Source organism: Nonomuraea sp. NPDC049141 (genome assembly GCF_040648415.1).
Lineage (GTDB): Bacteria > Actinomycetota > Actinomycetes > Streptosporangiales > Streptosporangiaceae > Nonomuraea.
This window is the reverse complement of sequence record NZ_JBEZDR010000004.1, coordinates 182,654-202,495: the sequence shown is the minus strand read 5'-3', so window position 1 is coordinate 202,495 and position 19,842 is coordinate 182,654. Positions and strand designations below refer to the sequence as shown.

Below are 19,842 nucleotides of genomic sequence, written 5' to 3'. Positions count from 1 at the left end.
GGAGGCCCTCGGGCTCAGCCGTTCTCCCGCTGCCGCCGCCCCATCACCCACGCGGCGACCTGACCCCGTCCGGAGAATCCGAGTTTGGCGAAAATGTTCTCCATGTGGGAGTCCACTGTGCGCCGGGCGACGAGCAGCCGCTGCGCGATCAGCCGGTTGGTCAGCCCGTCGGCGACCAGTTCGGCGACGTCCGCCTCGCGCGGGGTGAGCGGCGCCCAGAACGGTACGACCGCGACCGGTGGGGCGCCGCCCGCGGAGAGCGCCTCGGCGATCGCCTCCTCGGCCGACATGGCGCGGCCTGCCGCGACGGCCTTGCCGTACTGGCGGCCGAGGGTCTCGCGTAGTTCCCGCTGGTCGGGGTCGCGTTCGGCGGCGAGGATCGGCGCGCCGAGCAGCGGGTTCACCTCGTACCCCCACAAACGTTGCACTGCGCTCAGCAGCCGTACGGCGCGCGCGGGGCGGCCCTGGTCGGCGGCGAGCCGGCCGAGGACCTCGACGCAGAGCGCCCGCCCGAACGTGATGTGCAGCGCCACCTGCGTCCGCAGCGCCGCCGTGGCCAGGGTGTCCGCCTCCGCGTACCGGCCGGCCGCCCGCCGGGCCAGGGCGAGTGCGAGCTCCGTCCAGGCCGCGGTGGCGGCGTCGCCTGATTCCCCACAGAGCGCGCGGGCTCGGGTGAGGACCTCGTCCGCTTCTCCGGTACGGGCGGCGAGCATGAGCGTGACGCCCAGTTCGACGGTGGCGTCGACCACGCCGTCGGGCGACAGGCCCTTGATGCTCTCGGTCAGGTGGCGTTCGGCCGCTGCCAGGTCGCCCTCGCAGAGGCTGACCGTGCCGCGCGTCTTGGCCAGGTGGCAGCCGCCGCGCGCGCCCACTCGGGCCGCGGGCGCCTCGGCCTCGTCGAGAGCCCCGCGCGCCGCGGTCAGGTCGCCTCCACCCGCCGCCAGCTGGGCGACCTGCAGCAGGGCGCGGAGCCGTACCGAATCGGGGCACGAGGTGATGGGCAGCAGGCGCGCCAGGTAGCGACGGCCGTATCGGGCCGGCCCGCCGAACGCCCACAGGCGGCCCAGCCGCAGCCCCATCCTCAGCCCGCGCTCGCGGGTGGCCGGGTCGGCGGCGAAGGACTCCAGCGCGGCCCGCAGGTTCGCCCAGTCGGCCCGGCCGCCCGGCCACTCGGCGCCGAATGCCTCGGCGACGGCGTAGTAGTGCTCGCGGTGGCGTGTCCGCAGCCGTTCCTGCTCGCCGGTGCCCTCCAGGCGGTCGGCGGCGAATTCGCGCACGCTGTCGGGCATGCCGTACGCCGTGCGCCGCTCGTCCCGCTCCTCGGTCACGATCGACTTCTCGACCAGCGCCGCCAGCGTGGGGTACACCCGTGCGGCGGGCAGCGCGCCGCCGGAGCAGACGGCCTCGGCCGCCGCCCGCTCGAACGTCCCCGCGAACACGGTCAGCCGCTCCCACAGCAGGCGTTCCTCGGGCGAGCAGAGCTCGTGGCTCCACGCGATCACCGCCCGCATGGTCGAGTGGCCACGCTGCGAACCCAGCGGACCGTACGCGTCCATCAGCGTCAGCAGTTCGTCCACGGGCAGGTGCCGCGCACGGGCGGCCACCAGCTCGATGGCCAGCGGGATGCCCTCCAGGCGGCGGCAGACCTCGGCGACGGCCGCCGCGTTCCGCTCGGTGAGCTCGAAGCCGGGATCGACGGCCGCGATCCGGTCCAGCAGCAGCGACACCGACTCGACCCGCGCCACGTCGGCGAGCGCCGACTCGCCACCGGGTACGGCCAGCGGCCGGACGATGAGCGCCTGCCCGCCGGGGACACGCAGCGCCTGCCTGCTCGTGGCCAGCACGTGCAGGCCGGGGGCGGCGCGCAGCAGCGAGCGTACGAGGCCGGAGCACGCGTCGGCCAGGTGTTCGCAGGTGTCGAGCACCAGGAGCTGGCGACGGCGCGACAGTTGCGCGGTCAGGTCACCCGTGACGTCCAGGGCCTGGGCGATGACCTGTTCGAGGGAGGCGGGGTCGGTGTGCCCGGACAGGTCGACGAACTCGACGCCGTCGGTGAAGGCCCGCCGCATGAGCTGGGCCGCCCGGATGGCCACCCGGGTCTTGCCGACGCCGGCGATGCCGGTGACGCTGACGAGGCGGCGGCGCTGGAGCATCCGCCGGACGTCCGCGACCTCCTGACGGCGACCCACGAAGCTGGTCGGCGTGGCACGCCATGGCATGATCCATTCCTCAGTTTCCGGAAGATCCAAGAAGACCACGTTACGTGCCCCCAGGTTCGCCTCCGGGGACGGCCCCCGCCGTGAACGCGCAGATGCCGCACCCCACAGTCGGGGATGCGGCATCCAGCGCGATCGCGTTACAGACCGGCGGCGGACCTCAGCGCCTCGGCGCGGTCGGTCGACTCCCAGGAGAAGCCCTCGCGGCCGAAGTGCCCGTAGGCGGCGGTCTCGGAGTAGATCGGGCGCAGCAGGTCGAGGTCGCGAATGATCGCGGCCGGGCGCAGGTCGAACACCTGGAGCACGGCGGCCTGGATCTTCTCGACCGGCAGCTTCTCGGTGCCGAAGCACTCGACGAACAGGCCGACCGGCTGAGCCTTGCCGATGGCGTAGGCGACCTGGACCTCGCAGCGGTCGGCGAGCCCGGCGGCCACGACGTTCTTGGCGACCCAGCGCATGGCGTAGGCGGCCGAGCGGTCGACCTTGGACGGGTCCTTGCCGGAGAACGCGCCGCCACCGTGACGGGCCATGCCGCCGTAGGTGTCGATGATGATCTTGCGGCCGGTGAGGCCGGCGTCGCCCATCGGGCCGCCGATCTCGAACCGGCCGGTCGGGTTGACCAGCAGGCGGTAGCCCTCGATGTCGATGTCGAGGCCCGCGAGCACGGGGTCGACCACGTGCTCCTTGATGTCGGGCGTCAGCATCTCCTTGAGGTCGATCTCGGCCGCGTGCTGCGTCGAGACGACCACGGTGTCGAGCCGGACCGGCTGGTCACCGTCGTACTCGATGGTGACCTGGGTCTTGCCGTCGGGCCGCAGGTAGGGGACGGTGCCGGACTTGCGCACCTCGGACAGGCGCTGGGCCAGCCGGTGCGCGAGCGTGATCGGCAGCGGCATCAGCTCGGGCGTCTCGCGGCACGCGTAGCCGAACATCAGACCCTGGTCGCCCGCGCCCTGACGGTCGAGCTCGTCGATGTCACCGTCGACACGGTGCTCGTAGGCGTCGTCGACGCCCTGGGCGATGTCCGGCGACTGCGCCCCGATGGACACCGACACGCCACAGGAGGCGCCGTCGAAGCCCTTGTGGGAGGCGTCATAGCCGATTTCCAGGATCTTCTCCCGGATGACGCCGGGGATGTCGACGTAGGTCTCGGTCGTGACCTCGCCTGCGACATGGACCTGGCCGGTAGTGATCATCGTCTCGACGGCGACCCGGCTCTTGGGGTCGTCCTTGAGCATGGTGTCGAGAATCGCGTCACTGATCTGGTCGGCGATCTTGTCCGGGTGGCCTTCGGTGACCGACTCGGAGGTGAACAGGCGACGTGACAACTCAGTGGCTCCTCATGCAGCGGCTGCTGACGGACGTGCGGGCTCCGGCGACTGTACACCCCGGCCAGTGCCTCGCCGAAGTCTAGCCCTACCCACCGGCATGTCGCGAAACGGGCCCTTCACAGGTCGGGCAGGGGATCGGGGGGCAGTGTCTCCGGCGCGAAGATCTCCGCGTCGGCGGCGGCCACCACGGCGGCGTACTCCTCCTCGAACTCGAAGGCCATCACGCCCAGCTCGATCACCGGCAGGGAAGCCTGCATGATCGGCCCGAGCCTGGTGTGGCGCGGGAACGTCGCGTGGACCGCGACCGGGCGGTCACTTCTGAGCATCCTGGTGGCGAGGATGGAGATGGCCTTGTCGGTGACCACGATCAGGAAGTTCGCCGTGTCCTGCGGTCCTAAGGACAGCGCGGGGAAGACGTAACGGATCTCCCCCTGTTCGCCGAGCAACGTCCTGCAGCGTTCCCTGACAGCGGAACTCACCGGCATTCCCCGCCCCCTTTTGCCCCCTTTTGACTAAGTATCGGCAGGCGTTCGGGGATGCCGCAACAGGTTGGCGACTTGATCCCAGACGGCGTCGGCGACGTCGTCCTTGGGACCGCGCGGGATCTCCACCGGCTCGCCGCCCGCGACGAGCACGGTCGCGGCGTTGTCGGGCGTGCCGAAGGCCAGGTGGGGGCCCACCTGGTTGACGACGAGCAGATCGCAGCCCTTGCGGGCGAGCTTGGCCTGTCCGTTGGCGAGCACGTCGTCGGTCTCGGCCGCGAACCCGACGATCACCTCGGGCTTCGGCCCGCCGGCGTGTCGGCGCTCCCCCAACTCAGCCAGGATGTCCGGATTTTTCACCAGATGGATGGGGTCGGGGTCGCTGTCGGACTTCTTGATCTTGGAGTCGTGCCGGGCGGCGGGCCGGAAGTCGGCCACGGCCGCCGCCATCACCACCACGTCCGCGGCGGTGGAGGCGGTCAGCACCGCCTCGCGCAGCTCGGCCGCCGACTCGACCCGCACCACGTCGGCCCCTGCCGGATCGGGCAGCGACACGTTGGCCGCCACCAGGGTCACGCGGGCCCCGCGGGCGACGGCGGTGCGGGCCAGGGCGTAGCCCTGCAGCCCGGAGGATCGGTTGCCCAGGTAGCGGACCGGATCGATGGCTTCGCGGGTGCCGCCGGCGGAGACGACGACATGCCGCCCGGCCAGGTCTCGCGGACGTCCGGCCAGTACGCGCAGGCAGATCTGGAAGATCTCGGCGGGATCGGGCAGACGCCCGGGCCCGCTGTCGGCGCCGGTGAGGCGCCCGACCGCGGGATCGATCACCACGGAGCCCCGCTCGCGCAGCGTCGAGACGTTGGCGCGGGTGGCGGGGTGCTGCCACATCTCGGTGTGCATCGCGGGCGCGAACACCACCGGGCAGCGCGCGGTCAGCAGCGTGTTGGTGAGCAGGTCGCCCGCCAGGCCGTGGGCGGCCTTGGCGAGCACGTCGGCGGTCGCGGGCGCCACCACGACGAGGTCGGCCCGCTGGCCGATCCGCACGTGGGGCACCTCGTGAACGTCATCCCACACGTCGGTCGTCACCGGGTTGCCGGACAGTGCCGCCCAGGTGGGCTCGCCCACGAATCGCAGGGCGTCGCGGGTCGGGACGACCCGCACCTCGTGCCCGGACTCGGTGAACAGGCGCAACAACTCACACGCCTTGTACGCGGCGATGCCCCCGCTGACGCCCAGGACGACCTTCATGTGAAGGGTCAGACCGCGCCTTCGATGGGCTCGGCGTTGAGCAGGCCCTCGGCGACCTCGCGCAGGGCGATGGACAGCGGCTTCTCCTGCGCGTGCGTCTCGACCAGCGGTCCGACGTATTCGAGCAGGCCCTCGCCGAGCTGGGAGTAGTAGGCGTTGATCTGGCGGGCGCGCTTGGCACCCATGATCACCAGGGAATACTTGCTGTCGACGATGTCGAGCAGCGCGTCGATCGGCGGGTTGGTGATGCCCTCTGCGACCGGGGCAATTCCTGCCACGATTGTCAGACCTCTCGGTTGGTGGTTTTGATGACCCCCTGAGGGTCAGTCATCAAGGCTATCAGCCGGCGGCACACCTCTTTGACACTCGTGTTCACCAGCGTGAGGTCGAATTCCTTCTCGGCCGCCATCTCGACGTGTCCGGCCTCCAGCCGGCGGGCGATGACGTCCTCGGGCTCGGTGCCGCGGCCGCGGAGCCGCTTCTCCAGCTCCTCCCAGGAGGGCGGGGCCAGGAAGACCAGCAGGGCGTCCGGCATGCTCCGGCGTACCTGCCTGGCGCCTTCCAGGTCGATCTCGAGCAGCGTGGGCATGCCCTGGGCGAGCCGGTCGAGCACGGCCGCGCGCGGCGTGCCGTACCTGTTGCCCGCGAACTCCGCCCATTCCAGCAGCTCACCCGACTCCACGAGCCGGTCGAACTCCTCGTCGTCGGCGAAGAAGTAGTGGATCCCGTGCACCTCGCCGGGCCGGGGTTTTCTGGTTGTCACCGAGACCGACAGCCACACCTCAGGGTGTGCCCGCCGAATCTCGGCGACGACCGTTGACTTACCGACGCCCGACGGTCCCGACAGGACCGTCAGGCGCCGCTCACTCGAGGGGAGGAAGTCGCCGACCCTCGTTCCAGATCCAACTGCCTCATGGGCCCAAACACTGCCAGACCTGGACCGGTCGGTCACTTCCTACCCCCCATTGAACCTGCGCTTTCGTGTGGAACCGAGATTAGCTCTCGTTGCCACCGAACTCGCGCTCGAGGGAGGCCCTCTGGTTCGCACCGAGACCCCGCACGCGGCGGGACTCGGCGATGGCAAGCCGCTCCATGAGCTGCTTGGCGCGGACTTTGCCCACGCCTGGGAGCGATTCCAACAAGGCCGACACCTTCATCTTGCCGATGACGTCGTCGGTCTGCCCATCCTTGAGCACCTCAGCCAGAGAAACCGCGCCATGCTTGAGCCGGTTCTTGACCTCGGCACGCTCTTTACGGGCCTTGGCAGCCTTTTGCAGGGCTGCGGCGCGCTGCTCAGGGGTCAGGGGAGGAAGAGCCACGCCGGGTCACCTCGAATTTCTGTCGATGTACTCGGACGGGAAGGGAAACTAGCTGGTCATCGCCCCCTAAGCAACGTCAAACCCAGTTTCTCCCCTCACAAAATCCACTTCATCACTCTCTGTGTCTGGAAAACTACAGACTGCTGATCAAATCGCCTTCACTTCCCGCTTCTTCCTTACACACAGGAAGCGCGGGCGGGGTACGATGATGATCACCTACCCGTCAGGGAGAGGTGTCCGAAACGTGCGCGGGATCGGGTCCGAAACCCCGCCCGAGGTGGGCGTCCGCGCGCGCTGCGGGAGTGTTTTCACGATCATGTACGGTCGCTGTGAGGCATCCCCGGGCACCGCCATCTCTCCGGGGAGGCGCTCACCGTGCGTACACGGCCACCCGCCGTAGCGCGTGTCCACGGAGGGCGGCCTACGTGGGTCCGCGTCGCCGTGGGCCCGAGCCGTACCCGCATGCTCCGCACACCCCGCGGTGGCGCGCAGGGCACCACCGCATGACGTCCGGCCGACCCGGCACCGGGCTGACGCTTCACGACCAGAGCGGCCGCCAGCCCTGCCCCTACGGGGGCCCGAGCCACACGTGGCCGGTCGGCCCGCCAAAGGCGGTGGCGCGCCTTGGACATCGGCGCACGACGTCCAGGCGGCCTTGCGCGAGGGCTGAAGGCGCACCACGACGGGAGTCGCTGCCCGGCTCGCCCGGGGTCCGAGCCCCACGCGAGCGCGAGTGGCAGTTCCCCTCACGCCCTCACAGACCGGGCCCACGAACAGGCGCCCGAACTCACCAACAGGTCCGAGCCCCCTGACAGACAGCCCCTCGCCTTCACGAGTGGCCCTTCACGAACGGGCCCTCATCCTCACAAGCGAACCCTCACAGACAGGCCCCCGCCCTCACAAACGGGTTCTCACGGACGGACCCCTATGAAAGAAGGACCACCCCATGAAGGGCGCCAGAAGCCCTCAGGAGGGGATCGTGCGGCGCAAGGAGGACGCGATGGCGGCCGCCGTGGCGCCCGGGTCCGGGGAGGCGGTGATCGGGCGGCCGATGACCAGGAGGTCGGCGCCGTCCGCCAGCGCCTGTTCGGGCGTCGCGACCCGCGCCTGGTCCTGGCTGTCGGCCCCGACCGGTCGTACGCCGGGCGTGATGAGCGTGATCTCCGGCCCCACCTCCGACCGTAGGGCGACGACCTCGTGCGGCGAGCACACCAGGGCGGTGGCCCCTGACTCGACCGACAGGGCGGCCAGGCGACGGACCGCGTCCGAGGCGGGGCCCGCGAGCCCGATGCGGCCCAGGTCGGCCTCCGACAGCGACGTGAGAACCGTCACCGCCGCGATCTGGGTGTCCGGGGCCGCCTCGACGGCCGCGCGGATCATCGCGGGGCCGCCCGCCGCGTGGACCGTGAGGATGGCCGGGCGCAGGCGGGAGACCGCTTTGGCCGCGCCGGCGACCGTGTTGGGGATGTCGTGCAGCTTCAGGTCCAGGAAGACCTGTACGCCGCTCGCGCCGCGGACCGAGGCGATCACGTCGGGGCCGTAGCGCAGATAGAGCTCCAGCCCGATCTTCACCGTGGTGACGTGCGGTGTCACCAGGGCGGCCCATCTGGCGGCGGTCTCCAGGTCGGGGGCGTCGAGGGCGACGGCAATAGGTGCGGGCGTCAAGGGGAGCTCTCCTCGGAGTCGACGAGCAGGTGCCGGGGGGCGCTCCCCGGCGGACGGTGGGCCAGGCCGACCGCGTCGGCCAGGCGCTGGAAGCCGCGTGCCCTCAGCAGGTCCTCAAGCTCTCGCTCGATGCGCAGGCACGCGTAGGGGTCGTGGAACAGCGCCGTCCCCACTCCGACCGCGCAGGCGCCCGCCAGGATGAGCTGGAAGGCGTCCCTGCCGGTCGTCACGCCGCCGACGCCGATCAACGGCACCCCGGGCAGGGCGGCGTGCACCTGCCACACGCACCGTACAGCCAGGGGCAGGATGGCCGGTCCCGACAGCCCGCCGGTCACGGCCGCGAGCGAGGGCCGCAGCGCCTCGGTGTCGATGGCCATGCCGAGCGGGTTGTTGATCATGGACAGCGCGTCGGCTCCGGCGTCGACGCAGGCTCGGGCGACCGACACGATGTCGGCCACGTCGGGGGCGAGTTTGGCGACCACCGGCACGTCGTACCGCATGATGGACCGCACCGACGCGATCACCTCGGCGGCGGCGCTGCCTTCGCGGGCGAAGACCCGGCCGCGGTCCTCGATGTTCGGGCAGGACAGGTTCACCTCCAGCGCCGTGACGCCGGGCGCGTCGGCCAGCCTGCGGGCCAGCGCGGAGTACTCGGCCACGGTGCCGCCGCCGATCGACACGATGGTCCTGATGCCGCGCTGGGCCAGCCAGGGCAGCTCGCGTTCGAGGAAGGCGTCGATGCCTGGGCCCTGGAGGCCGACGGCGTTGAGCATGCCTGAGGGGGTCTCGGCCATCCGGGGGGTGGGGCGGCCGGCGCGCGGGGCCATGGTGATCGAGCTGGTGGTCAGGGCGCCCAGGCGGTGGAGGTCGAAGAACTGGGCCAGCTCGCGGCCCGAGGCGGCGCAGCCGGCGGCGGTGGTGATGGGGTTGGCCAGCTCGACGTGCGCCAGGAAGGTCCGCATATCTACTGACACGTCAGGTCACCGCCGCAGAGAGAACTGCGCCATCGACAACAAGGCGGAGGTCCTTCGGGGCACACGGGAGTGAAGATCCTTGGCGCCGTACGAAGCCGAGACGCGGGCCGCAGGGGTCAGCCCGCATGGCGAGCACCGCCCCCGGGCGCCCCCAGCGCGTCGAACGGGATCGTCCCCACGTCCTCGAACCGCACCCGCTCCCCCCGGAACACCGGCCCCTCGGCGCAGGCCCGCACCATCCGGGTCACCCCGTCGTCGCCGATGACCGGCAGCACGCACGTCATGCAGACCCCGATCCCGCAGGCCATCGCCTCTTCCACCGCCACCTGCACCGGGATGTCGAACTCCATCGCCACCGCCGTGACCGCCCGCAGCGTCTCCATGGGCGCGCACGCGTAGACCACGTCGGCCCGCGTGTCGGCGATCACCGCGGGCAGCGCGTCGGTCACCCTGCCGCGCAGCCCGAGCGAGCCGTCCTCGGTGGTGAGTGTGGTGGTCTGCGCCATCCGCCTGGCCCGCATGGCGCCGAACACCCGGTCCGCGCTGGCCCCGCCCAGGACGAAGTCGACCCGGCAGCCGCGTTCGATGAGCTGGTCGGCCACCGGGAACAGCACCGCCGAGCCGTACTCGGAGCCGACCAGCACGCAGTGGACCGGGTCGCGGGGCAGCGGGAAGGGCCGGCCGAGCGGCCCGACGAGGTCGATCGTGTCACGCGCGCGGCGTTCGGCCAGCCACGCGGTGCCGGGCCCGCGCACGGTGAAGACGAGCTCCACCGTGCCGCCGTAGTCGGGCTTGACGTCGTGGATGGAGAAGGCCCGCCGCGTCACCATGGACGTGTGAGCCCCGCCCACGGCGACGGACACGAAGTGGCCGGGGCGGTAGCGCTCGGCGATGCCGGGCGCCACCACGGTCAGCGCATGGAAGGCGTCGACCCGGCGCGTCGTCAGCACCGTGCCCGTCACCTGCACCGGGGTGCCGGCCAGTCCTCTTCACCTCCCGCGGGAGCCTGCCGTCGATCGAGCCCCTACGCCCCTGCCGCCCGCAGCGCCCGCGCGTGCTCCTGGAGGGACCGTACGCCGACATCGCCCCGCACGATGGCCTGGATGCCCGCGGCCGCGGCGGCGAGCCCGGCGACCGTGGTGATGCACGGGATGCCGCGCAGCACGGCTGCGGTGCGGATGTCGTAGCCGTCGAGCCGCGGACCCGACTGGCCCGGGCTGCCGAACGGTGTGTTGACGATCAGGTCGACCTCGCCGTCGAGGATGTACTGCACACTTGTGGGCTCACCTCCCGGTCCGGGCCCCTCGCTCTGCTTTCGCACGATCTTGGCATGGACACCGTTGCGGCGCAGCACCTCAGCGGTCCCCTCGGTGGCCAGGATCTCGAAACCGAGGTCGGCCAGCGCGCGCACCGGGAAGATCATCGCACGCTTGTCCCGGTTGGCCACGGACACGAACGCCCGGCCCTTGGTGGGCAGCTCGCCGTAGGCGGCCGCCTGCGACTTGGCGTAGGCGACGCCGAAGGACTCGTCGATGCCCATGACCTCGCCCGTGGAGCGCATCTCGGGGCCGAGCACGATGTCGACGCCGCGGAACCGGTTGAACGGCAGCACCGCCTCCTTCACCGCGATCGACGCCTCCAGCGGCAGGGTGCCGCCGTCTCCGGTGGCGGGCAGCATGCCCTCCTCCCGCAGCGAGGCGATCGAGGCGCCCAGCATCACGCGAGCCGCCGCCTTCGCCAGCGGCACCGCCGTCGCCTTGGAGACGAACGGCACGGTACGGCTGGCGCGCGGGTTGGCCTCCAGGACGTACAGGACGCCGGCCGACATGGCGTACTGGACGTTCAGCAGCCCGCGGACCCCGACGCCGCGGGCGATGCCCTCGGTGGCGGCGCGGATGCGCTTGATGTCGTTGCTGCCGAGTGTGATCGGCGGCAGCGCGCACGCCGAGTCGCCGGAGTGGATCCCGGCCTCCTCGATGTGCTCCATGACGCCGCCCAGGTAGAGCTCGTCGCCGTCGAACAGCGCGTCCACGTCGATCTCGATGGCCTCGTCGAGGAACTTGTCGACCAGCACCGGGTGGCCGCCCTCCTGGGCCGCCATGTAGGTGGTCAGGGTCGCGTCGTCGTAGACGATGGCCATGCCGGCGCCGCCGAGCACGTACGAGGGCCGCACGAGCACGGGGTAGCCGATCTCCTCGGCCACGGCCAGCGCCTCGGCCACGGTCGTCGCGGTGCCGTGCTTGGGCGCGGGCAGCTGCGCCTCCGCGAGCACCCGGCCGAACGCGCCGCGCTCCTCCGCCAGATGGATCGACTCGGGCGAGGTGCCGACCACGGGCACGCCCGCGTCCTTGAGCGCCTGCGCCAGGCCGAGCGGCGTCTGCCCGCCGAGCTGCACGATCACGCCCGCGACCGGGCCGGTCTGCTGCTCGGCGTGTACGACCTCCAGCACGTCCTCCAGGGTGAGCGGCTCGAAGTAGAGCCGGTCGGAGGTGTCGTAGTCGGTCGAGACCGTCTCCGGGTTGCAGTTGACCATGACGGTCTCGAACCCGGCCCGCGACAGCTCGAAGGAGGCGTGCACGCAGGCGTAGTCGAACTCGATGCCCTGGCCGATGCGGTTCGGTCCGGAGCCGAGGATGATGACCTTCTCCCGCTCGCCGTACGGGACCTCGCTCTCCTCGTCGTAGGCCGAGTAGAGGTAGGGGGTCTTGGCGGCGAACTCGGCGGCGCAGGTGTCGACCGTGTTGTAGACCGGCCGCAGGCCGAGCGCGTGGCGCAGGTCGCGCACGCGCGCCTCGTCGATGCCGCGGATCTCGCCGAGCTGGGCGTCGCTGAAGCCGTGACGCTTGGCCCGCTCCAGCACCTCGGCGGTCAGCTCGGTCGCCTCGCCGACGGCCCGCGCCTCCTCGTCGATCAGGAACAGCTGGTCGAGGAACCAGGGATCGACATTGGTGGCCTCGAAGAGCTCCTCGGCCGTGGCGCCGGCCCGGATGGCCTGCTGCATGGTGCGCAGCCGGCCGTCGTGCGGGACCCGCGACTCGTCGAGCAGCTCGGCCTTGGGCCGGGGGGAGCCGGTCCAGGAGAAGGAGGAGTCCTTCTTCTCCAGCGACCGCAGCGCCTTCTGCAGCGCCTCGGGGAAGGAGCGGCCGATGGCCATGGCCTCGCCCACGGACTTCATGTGCGTGGTGAGGGTCTGGTCGGCGCCCTTGAACTTCTCGAAGGCGAAGCGCGGCACCTTGACCACGATGTAGTCGAGCGTGGGCTCGAACGACGCCGGGGTCTCCTTGGTGATGTCGTTGGGGATCTCGTCGAGCGTGTAGCCGATGGCCAGCTTGGCGGCGATCTTCGCGATCGGGAAGCCGGTGGCCTTCGAGGCCAGGGCGCTCGATCGGGACACGCGCGGGTTCATCTCGATGACGATCATGCGGCCGGTCGCCGGGTTGACCGCGAACTGGATGTTGCAGCCGCCGGTGTCGACGCCGACCTCGCGGATGACCGCGATCGCGACGTCCCGCATGTTCTGGTATTCGCGGTCGGTCAGCGTGAGCGCGGGGGCGACGGTGACGCTGTCGCCGGTGTGGACGCCCATCGGGTCGATGTTCTCGATGGAGCAGACGATGACCACGTTGTCGTGCTTGTCACGCATGACCTCGAGCTCGTACTCCTTCCATCCGAGGATCGACTCCTCCAGGAGCACCTCGGTGGTCGGCGAGGCGTCCAGCCCGGCGCCTGCGATGCGCCGCAGGTCGCTCTCGTCGTAGGCGAACCCGGACCCGACGCCGCCCATCGTGAAGGACGGCCGCACGACCAGCGGGAAGCCGAGCTCCGTGGCGGCGGCCAGGCACTCGTCCATCGTGTGGCAGACGACCGAGCTGGCCGACTCGGCGTTCAGGCCGTGCTCGCGGGCGACCTTGGCGACGATCCCCTTGAACAGCTCGCGGTTCTCGCCCGCCTGGATCGCGTCGAAGTCGGCGCCGATCAGCTCGACCTCGTAGCGCTCCAGCGCGCCCGACTCGTGCAGCGCGACCGCGGTGTTGAGCGCGGTCTGCCCGCCCAGCGTCGGCAGCAGCGCGTCGGGGCGCTCCTTGGCGATGATCTTCTCGACGTACTCGGGGGTGATCGGCTCGACGTAGGTGGCGTCGGCGAACTCGGGGTCGGTCATGATCGTCGCCGGGTTGCTGTTGACGAGGATCACGCGGAACCCCTCGTCGCGCAGCACGCGGCAGGCCTGGGTGCCCGAGTAGTCGAACTCGCACGCCTGTCCGATCACGATCGGCCCCGAGCCGATCACCAGGACGGACCTGATGTCATCACGCTTGGGCACGGCTCATGACCTCACAGAACTCGTCGAAAAGGTAGGCGGCGTCGTGAGGCCCGGCGGCGGCCTCCGGGTGGTACTGGACGCTGAAGGCGCGCCCGTCGAGCAGGCGCAGCCCTTCCACGCAACGGTCGTTGAGGTTGACGTGGCTGACCTCGGCCCGGCCGTAGGGGGTGTCGAACGGCTCACCGAGCGGCGCCTCGACGGCGAAGCCGTGGTTGTGCGCGGAGATCTCCACTTTTCCGGTCCGTACGTCCTGGACCGGCTGGTTGACCCCGCGGTGCCCGTAACGCAGCTTGTACGTGGACAGCCCCAGGGCGCGGCCGAAGATCTGGTTGCCGAAGCAGATGCCGAAGAACGGCACCCCGGCCTCCAGCACCCGCCGCAGCGGCGTGACGTCGACGGTGGCCGGGTCGCCGGGCCCGTTGGACAGGAACACCCCGTCCGGCTCGACCGCCATGATCTGCTCGAACGTGGCGCCGGCCGGCAGCACGTGCACCTCGCAGCCGCGCTCGGCCATCCGGTGCGGCGTCATGCCCTTGATGCCCAGGTCCACGGCCGCGACCGTGAACCGCTTCGCGCCGATGGCGGGCACGATGTACGGCTCGGTCGTGGCCACCTCGGCGGACAGGTTGGCGCCCTCCATGAGCGGCGCCTGCCGTACGCGCTCGATGAGGTCCTCGACCGGCTCGGCGGGAGCCGTGAAGATGCCGGCGCGCATGGCGCCGCGCTCGCGCAGGTGGCGGGTGAGCGCGCGGGTGCCGGGCATCGCGATGCCGACGACGCCCTGCTCCTTGAGGTAGTCGTCGAGCGAGCGGTTGGCCCGCCAGTTGGAGACCACGCGGGACGGCTCACGTACGACGTAGCCGGCCACCCAGACGCGGCCCGACTCGGGGTCCTCGTCGTTGACGCCGGTGTTGCCGATGTGCGGGGCCGTCATCGCGACGATCTGCCGGTGGTAGGACGGGTCGGTGAGGGTCTCCTGATAACCGGTCATGCCGGTGTTGAAGACCATCTCGCCGAACGTCTCGCCCTCGGCGCCATAGGGGGTTCCGTGGAAGACACGACCGTCTTCCAGAACGAGTAGCGCTGAAGTCACACCAGCTTCCCTTCAAGTACTGTCGGCTTGCCGCGCAGGAACGTCGCCACGACCCGGCCGGGCAGCGTCATCCCCTCGTACGGCGTGTTGCGGCTCTTCGACGCGAAGGCGGACGGATCCACCTCGGTGCGGACGGACGGGTCGTACAAGGTGAGGTTGGCCGGCACACCCACCTCGATCGGCTGCCCGTGCCCCGACAGACGGCCGATACGCGCGGGGACGATCGACATGCGATCGGCGACGCCCGCCCAGTCGAGCAGCCCGGTGTCCACCATGGCCTCCTGCACCACGCTGAGCGCGGTCTCCAGGCCGACCATGCCCATGGCCGCGGCCGACCACTCGGTCTCCTTGTCCTCGACCGGGTGGGGGGCGTGGTCGGTGGCGACGATGTCGATCGTGCCGTCGGCCAGCGCCGCGCGCAGCGCCTCGACGTCGGCGCGGGTGCGCAGCGGCGGGTTGACCTTGTAGATGGGGTTGTAGGCGCCGACCGGCGAGTCCTCGACGAGGTCGTCGGTGAGCAGCAGGTGGTGCGGGGTGACCTCGGCGGTGATGTTCCAGCCCTTGGACTTGGCCCAGCGCAGGATCTCCACGGAGCCGGCCGTGGAGACGTGGCAGACGTGCAGCCGGGAGCCGACGTGGGCGGCCAGCAGGCAGTCGCGGGCGATGATCGCCTCCTCGGCGACCGCCGGCCACCCGGTCAGGCCGAGCCGTCCGGAGATGACGCCCTCGTTCATCTGCGCGCCGCCGGTGAGCCTGGGCTCCTGGGCGTGCTGGGCGATCACGCCGTCGAACGCCTTGACGTACTCCAGGGCGCGGCGCATCAGCACGGCGTCGTCGACGCACCTGCCGTCGTCGGAGAAGACGCGGACCCGGGCGGCGGAGTCGGCCATCGCGCCGAGCTCGGCCAGTTGCCGGCCCTCCAGGCCGACGGTGACCGCGCCGACCGGCTGGACGTCGCAGTGGGCGAACTCGCGGCCGAGCCGCCAGACCTGCTCGACCACTCCGGCGGTGTCGGCGACGGGCGAGGTGTTGGCCATGGCGTGCACGGCGGTGTAGCCGCCGCGGGCGGCCGACTGGGTGCCGGTCTGCACGGTCTCGGCGTCTTCGCGGCCCGGCTCGCGCAGGTGGGTGTGCAGGTCGACGAGGCCGGGCAGCACGATCGCGCCGCCGCCGTCGATCCCCGGCTCACCCTCGATCCGCGGCGCGATCTCGGCGATCACCCCGTCCTCGATCCGGAGGTCGACGGGCTCCCCGCCGAGGATCCTGACGTTGCGGACGATCATGCGGTCTCTCCCCCGAGGAGCAGGTACAGGACGGCCATGCGGATGGTCACACCGTTGGCGACCTGCTCGACGATGGTCGAGCGCGGTGAGTCGGCCACTTCGGCGGCGATCTCCATGCCCCGGTTCATCGGGCCGGGGTGCATCACGATGGCCTCGTCGGGCATCTTGGCGAAGCGGTCGCGGTCGAGGCCGTAGCGGCGGGAGTATTCGCGCTCGCTCGGGAAGTAGGCGGCGTTCATCCGCTCCTTCTGCACCCGCAGCATCATCACCACGTCGGACTTGGGCAGCACCGCGTCGAGGTCGTAGGAGACCGCGCACGGCCAGGTGTCGACCGCGACCGGCAGCAGCGTGGGCGGTGCCACCAGCGTGACGTCGGCGCCGAGCGTGGCCAGGAGCAGCACGTTGGAGCGGGCGACCCTGCTGTGCAGCACGTCGCCGACGATCGTGACCTTGCGGCCGTCGAGGCCACCCAGGCGGCGGCGCATGGAGAAGGCGTCGAGCAGCGCCTGCGTGGGGTGCTCGTGGGTGCCGTCGCCGGCGTTGACGACGCTGCCGTGCACCCAGTTGGCCAGGCGGTGCGGCGCGCCGGAGGCGCCGTGGCGGATGACGACCGCGTCGGCGCCCATCGCCTCCAGGGTCAGCGCGGTGTCCTTCAGCGACTCGCCCTTGGAGACGCTGGAGCCCTTGGCGGAGAAGTTGATCACGTCGGCCGACAGCCGCTTGGCCGCCGCCTCGAACGAGATGCGGGTCCGGGTGGAGTCCTCGAAGAACAGGTTGACCACCGTACGGCCGCGCAGCGTCGGCAGCTTCTTGATGGAGCGTTCCGAGACCCTCGCCAGCTCCTCGGCCGTGTCGAGGATGAGCAGGGCGTCGTCCTTGCCGAGGTCGCCCGCGGAGATGAGATGGCGGTTCACTTGGCGTCCTCCTTCATGAGGAGCACCGCGTCACGCCCGTCGGTCTCCTGCAGATAGACCTTCACCTTCTCGCTCTTGGCGGTCGGCAGGTTCTTGCCGACGTAGTCGGCGCGGATGGGCAGCTCGCGGTGGCCGCGATCGACCAGCGTGGCCAGTTGTACGGCGGTCGGGCGGCCGAGGTCGTTGAGCGCGTCGAGCGCGGCGCGGACGGTGCGGCCGGAGTAGAGGACGTCGTCGACCAGGACGACGATCCTGCCGTCGATGCCGTCGGGCGGCAGCTCGGTGTGGCCGAGCGGCCTGGCGGGCTTGAGCCGGAGGTCGTCGCGGTACATGGTGATGTCGATCGAGCCGACGGGGATCTTGACGCCTTCGAAGCGTTCGATGCGGTCACCCAGCCGGCGGGCCAGGGTGGCGCCGCGGGTCGGGATGCCGAGGAGGACGACGCCGTCGGCGCCCTTGGTTCGTTCGAGGATCTCGTGCGCGATACGGGTCAGCGCCCGATGAATGTCCGGGCCCTCCAGGACTGCCCTCGAATGGGGCGTCTGGTCGGTCGGGAAGTCGGACACGGCAGAGCTCACCACCTTTCCCGCCTCACGGGACGGGTCTTAAAAGGGTGTTGGTCGGGACACACAGTACCAGGGGCTACCAGCCAGAACTCGGGCGGGCCATTGCCCGTGGCGGCCCGCGATTCGGTAATTTCCCGCCCTTTCCCGTGTTGGCACCCCCCGCGCGGGGCACGTCATCGGCATCGCGGGCGGCGCCGGCGCGTTGACGTCCGCCTGCTTCGAGGGGATACAGAGACAATGACCTTCCATGTCGACTCCGAGGTGGGCAAGCTCTACCAGGTGCTGCTGCACAAGCCTGACCTGGCGCTCAAGCGGCTCACCCCGACCAACAAGGACGCGTTCCTCTTCGACGACGTGCTGTGGGTGCAGCGCGCGATGGAGGAGCACGAGGAGTTCCAGCAGGTGCTGCGGAAGCGCGGCGTCAAGGTCCACATGCTCGCGGACCTGCTCCAAGAGACGATCGAGATCCCCGAGGCGCGCAAGCACATCCTCGACGGGATCCTGGACGAGCGCTTCCTGGGCCCGCTGGCCGTCGACGACATCCGCAACACGCTCGACGCCATGGACTCCAAGACCCTGCAGCTCTACCTGACCGGCGGCATCACCAAGCGCGAGATGGTCGAGGCCGGCTGCGACCCGAAATCGATGTCCTACCACGCGGCCGGCGACGACGACTTCATCCTGCCGCCCCTGCCGAACCACCTGTTCACCCGCGACACCTCCTGCTGGGTGTACGACGGCGTCTCGATCAACGCGATGAAGAAGAAGGCGCGGATGCGCGAGACGGTGAACATGGAGGCCATCTACGAGTTCCACCCGACCTTCGCCGACGGGTTCGGCCGGCCGCAGAAGGACGGTTTCCACGTGTGGCTGCCCGGCCAGTCCATCGCCCCGGCCACGCTGGAGGGCGGCGACGTGCTGGTTCTCGGGCGCGGCGTGGTGCTGATCGGGATGAGCGAGCGCACCCAGCCGCAGGCCATCGAGATGCTGGCGCAGCGGCTGTTCCAGGCCGGCTCCGCGCGGAAGATCATCGCCATGAACATGCCGAAGGCCCGCGCGTTCATGCACCTGGACACCGTGATGACGATGGTGGACGTGGGCGTGTTCACCAAGTACGCGGGGCTCGGCATGCTGGCCTCGTACACGATCGAGCCGGGCGACTCCGAGAAGGAGCTCAAGGTCACCGACCACCCGCCGCAGGACATGCACCGCGCCATCGCGCGGGCCCTGGAGCTGGACGACATCAAGGTCCTCACCCCCACGCAGGACGTCTACGCCGCCGAGCGGGAGCAGTGGGACGACGGCTGCAACGCGCTGGCCGTCGAGCCGGGCGTGGTCATCGCCTACGAGCGCAACACCACGACCAACAACTTCCTGCGCGACAATGGCATCGAGGTCATCACGATCCGGGGCAGCGAGCTCGGCCGGGGCCGGGGCGGCCCGCGCTGCATGAGCTGCCCGCTAGAGCGAGACGGCATCTGACCGATGAGGGTCATCGTCGCTCTGGGAGGCAACGCGGTGCTGCGGCGGAGCCAGAAGGCCGACGCCGAGCCGCAGGTCGCCAACATCGCCAACGCGGTCAAGACGCTGGCCAAGCTCGCGGAGAAGCACGAGCTGATCATCACCCACGGGAACGGCCCGCAGGTGGGCCTGCTGGCGCTGGAGAGCGCCAACGACCCCCGCCTGACCAAGCCCTACCCGTTCGACACGCTCGGCGCCGAGACCCAGGGCATGATCGGCTACTGGATGCTGCAGGCCCTGCAGAACGCGCTGCCCGGCCGGCAGGTCCTGGCCATGGTGACCCAGACGCTCGTGTCGGCGGTCGATCCGGCCTTCGAGAACCCGACCAAGTTCGTCGGCCCCGTCTACGAGCAGGACGAGGCCGCCAAGCTGGTCAAGGAGTACGGCTGGACGGTCGCGGCCGACGGCCGCTACTGGCGGCGCGTCGTCCCCTCCCCCGCCCCGCGGCGCGTGGTGGAGACCCGGCTGATCAGCAAGATGGTCCGCGAGGGGGTCGTGGTGATCTGCGCGGGCGGCGGCGGCATCCCGGTCATCCGCGACGAGCACGGCCGCCTGTCGGGCGTCGAGGCGGTCATCGACAAGGATTCCACGGCGTCGATGCTGGCCGAGGCGCTCGAATGCGACGCGTTCCTCATCCTGACCGACGTGCCGCGCGTGCTGAAGGACTTCGGCACCGCGCGGCAGAGCGAGCTCGCGCACACCACACCGCACGAACTACGCGCCCTCGACTTCCCAGCCGGCTCCATGGGGCCGAAAGTGGAAGCGGTCTGCCGTTTCGTGGAGACCACCGGCGACATGGCGGCCATCGGCGAACTCGGTCAGGCGGAGCAGATCCTGGAGGGCTCCGCGGGCACGATCGTCACGCCGAACGCCCGCTGGCCGCTGACCAGCACGCTATAGGGCTCAAGG

17 protein-coding genes are annotated in these 19,842 nt (G+C 70.7%); 2 read left to right on the top strand and 15 right to left on the bottom strand.

The features are described from left to right. Window positions 1-14: 14 nt before the first annotated feature. From AB0B91_RS13205 to pyrR, 15 genes are all read right to left on the bottom strand, one after another. A complete protein-coding gene (locus AB0B91_RS13205; protein WP_358318517.1) occupies window positions 15-2,219 on the bottom strand; it encodes a LuxR C-terminal-related transcriptional regulator in 2,205 nt (734 codons plus the stop codon). 137 nt (window positions 2,220-2,356) lie between these two features. Further along, window positions 2,357-3,544, bottom strand: a complete 1,188-nt coding sequence (gene metK, locus AB0B91_RS13200) for a methionine adenosyltransferase (protein WP_358318516.1) — start codon at window positions 3,542-3,544, stop codon at window positions 2,357-2,359. Between the two features lie 119 nt (window positions 3,545-3,663). Next, a complete protein-coding gene (locus AB0B91_RS13195; RefSeq protein ID WP_358318515.1) occupies window positions 3,664-4,032 on the bottom strand; it encodes a hypothetical protein in 369 nt (122 codons plus the stop codon). 27 nt (window positions 4,033-4,059) lie between these two features. After that, on the bottom strand, window positions 4,060-5,277 hold the full coding sequence (gene coaBC / locus AB0B91_RS13190) for a bifunctional phosphopantothenoylcysteine decarboxylase/phosphopantothenate--cysteine ligase CoaBC (protein ID WP_358318514.1): 1,218 nt from the start codon (window positions 5,275-5,277) through the stop codon (window positions 4,060-4,062). An 8-nt stretch (window positions 5,278-5,285) separates the two neighbouring features. Further along, the gene (rpoZ, locus tag AB0B91_RS13185) at window positions 5,286-5,555 is read right to left on the bottom strand and encodes a DNA-directed RNA polymerase subunit omega (protein ID WP_214637710.1); all 270 of its coding nucleotides are present in this window, start codon (window positions 5,553-5,555) and stop codon (window positions 5,286-5,288) included. A gap of 5 nt (window positions 5,556-5,560) precedes the next feature. Further along, on the bottom strand, window positions 5,561-6,133 hold the full coding sequence (gene gmk, locus AB0B91_RS13180) for a guanylate kinase (protein ID WP_358319171.1): 573 nt from the start codon (window positions 6,131-6,133) through the stop codon (window positions 5,561-5,563). A 139-nt stretch (window positions 6,134-6,272) separates the two neighbouring features. After that, window positions 6,273-6,596, bottom strand: coding sequence for an integration host factor, actinobacterial type (gene mihF, locus AB0B91_RS13175; protein WP_214637712.1), 324 nt, complete (start codon window positions 6,594-6,596; stop codon window positions 6,273-6,275). Between the two features lie 966 nt (window positions 6,597-7,562). Further along, on the bottom strand, window positions 7,563-8,261 hold the full coding sequence (pyrF, locus tag AB0B91_RS13170) for an orotidine-5'-phosphate decarboxylase (protein ID WP_358318513.1): 699 nt from the start codon (window positions 8,259-8,261) through the stop codon (window positions 7,563-7,565). Next, window positions 8,258-9,235 (bottom strand): dihydroorotate dehydrogenase, encoded by a 978-nt coding sequence (locus tag AB0B91_RS13165; protein WP_308127197.1) that lies wholly within the window; start codon window positions 9,233-9,235, stop codon window positions 8,258-8,260. Before AB0B91_RS13165 ends, pyrF begins: the two co-directional genes overlap by 4 nt. Before the next feature lie 116 nt (window positions 9,236-9,351). Continuing rightward, window positions 9,352-10,203, bottom strand: a complete 852-nt coding sequence (locus AB0B91_RS13160; protein WP_358318512.1) for a dihydroorotate dehydrogenase electron transfer subunit — start codon at window positions 10,201-10,203, stop codon at window positions 9,352-9,354. 56 nt (window positions 10,204-10,259) lie between these two features. Next, a complete protein-coding gene (gene carB / locus AB0B91_RS13155; RefSeq protein WP_358318511.1) occupies window positions 10,260-13,556 on the bottom strand; it encodes a carbamoyl-phosphate synthase large subunit in 3,297 nt (1,098 codons plus the stop codon). Next, complete coding sequence (gene carA / locus AB0B91_RS13150; protein WP_358318510.1) at window positions 13,543-14,649, bottom strand: glutamine-hydrolyzing carbamoyl-phosphate synthase small subunit; 1,107 nt, start codon at window positions 14,647-14,649, stop codon at window positions 13,543-13,545. The genes carB and carA overlap by 14 nt, the downstream gene beginning before the upstream one ends. After that, window positions 14,646-15,932 (bottom strand): dihydroorotase, encoded by a 1,287-nt coding sequence (locus AB0B91_RS13145; RefSeq protein ID WP_358318509.1) that lies wholly within the window; start codon window positions 15,930-15,932, stop codon window positions 14,646-14,648. Before AB0B91_RS13145 ends, carA begins: the two co-directional genes overlap by 4 nt. Further along, the gene (locus tag AB0B91_RS13140; RefSeq protein ID WP_358318508.1) at window positions 15,929-16,846 is read right to left on the bottom strand and encodes an aspartate carbamoyltransferase catalytic subunit; all 918 of its coding nucleotides are present in this window, start codon (window positions 16,844-16,846) and stop codon (window positions 15,929-15,931) included. The genes AB0B91_RS13145 and AB0B91_RS13140 overlap by 4 nt, the downstream gene beginning before the upstream one ends. Beyond that, window positions 16,843-17,412, bottom strand: a complete 570-nt coding sequence (pyrR, locus tag AB0B91_RS13135; protein ID WP_219532878.1) for a bifunctional pyr operon transcriptional regulator/uracil phosphoribosyltransferase PyrR — start codon at window positions 17,410-17,412, stop codon at window positions 16,843-16,845. The genes AB0B91_RS13140 and pyrR overlap by 4 nt, the downstream gene beginning before the upstream one ends. A gap of 237 nt (window positions 17,413-17,649) precedes the next feature. On the opposite strand from pyrR, the gene AB0B91_RS13130 reads away from it, so the two are divergent. After that, the gene (locus AB0B91_RS13130; RefSeq protein WP_358318507.1) at window positions 17,650-18,894 is read left to right on the top strand and encodes an arginine deiminase; all 1,245 of its coding nucleotides are present in this window, start codon (window positions 17,650-17,652) and stop codon (window positions 18,892-18,894) included. A 3-nt stretch (window positions 18,895-18,897) separates the two neighbouring features. Then, on the top strand, window positions 18,898-19,833 hold the full coding sequence (gene arcC / locus AB0B91_RS13125; protein ID WP_358318506.1) for a carbamate kinase: 936 nt from the start codon (window positions 18,898-18,900) through the stop codon (window positions 19,831-19,833). The last annotated feature ends 9 nt before the right edge of the window (window positions 19,834-19,842 follow it).

Excerpts from the sequence above, each read along its gene's own strand:
- AB0B91_RS13205 (WP_358318517.1), bottom strand. The coding sequence starts at position 2,219 with ATGCCATGGCGTGCCACGCCGACCAGCTTCGTGGGTCGCCGTCAGGAG.
- arcC (WP_358318506.1), top strand. The coding sequence starts at position 18,898 with ATGAGGGTCATCGTCGCTCTGGGAGGCAACGCGGTGCTGCGGCGGAGC.
- AB0B91_RS13130 (WP_358318507.1), top strand. The coding sequence starts at position 17,650 with ATGACCTTCCATGTCGACTCCGAGGTGGGCAAGCTCTACCAGGTGCTG.
- coaBC (WP_358318514.1), bottom strand. The coding sequence starts at position 5,277 with ATGAAGGTCGTCCTGGGCGTCAGCGGGGGCATCGCCGCGTACAAGGCG.
- AB0B91_RS13145 (WP_358318509.1), bottom strand. The coding sequence starts at position 15,932 with ATGATCGTCCGCAACGTCAGGATCCTCGGCGGGGAGCCCGTCGACCTC.
- AB0B91_RS13195 (WP_358318515.1), bottom strand. The coding sequence starts at position 4,032 with ATGCCGGTGAGTTCCGCTGTCAGGGAACGCTGCAGGACGTTGCTCGGC.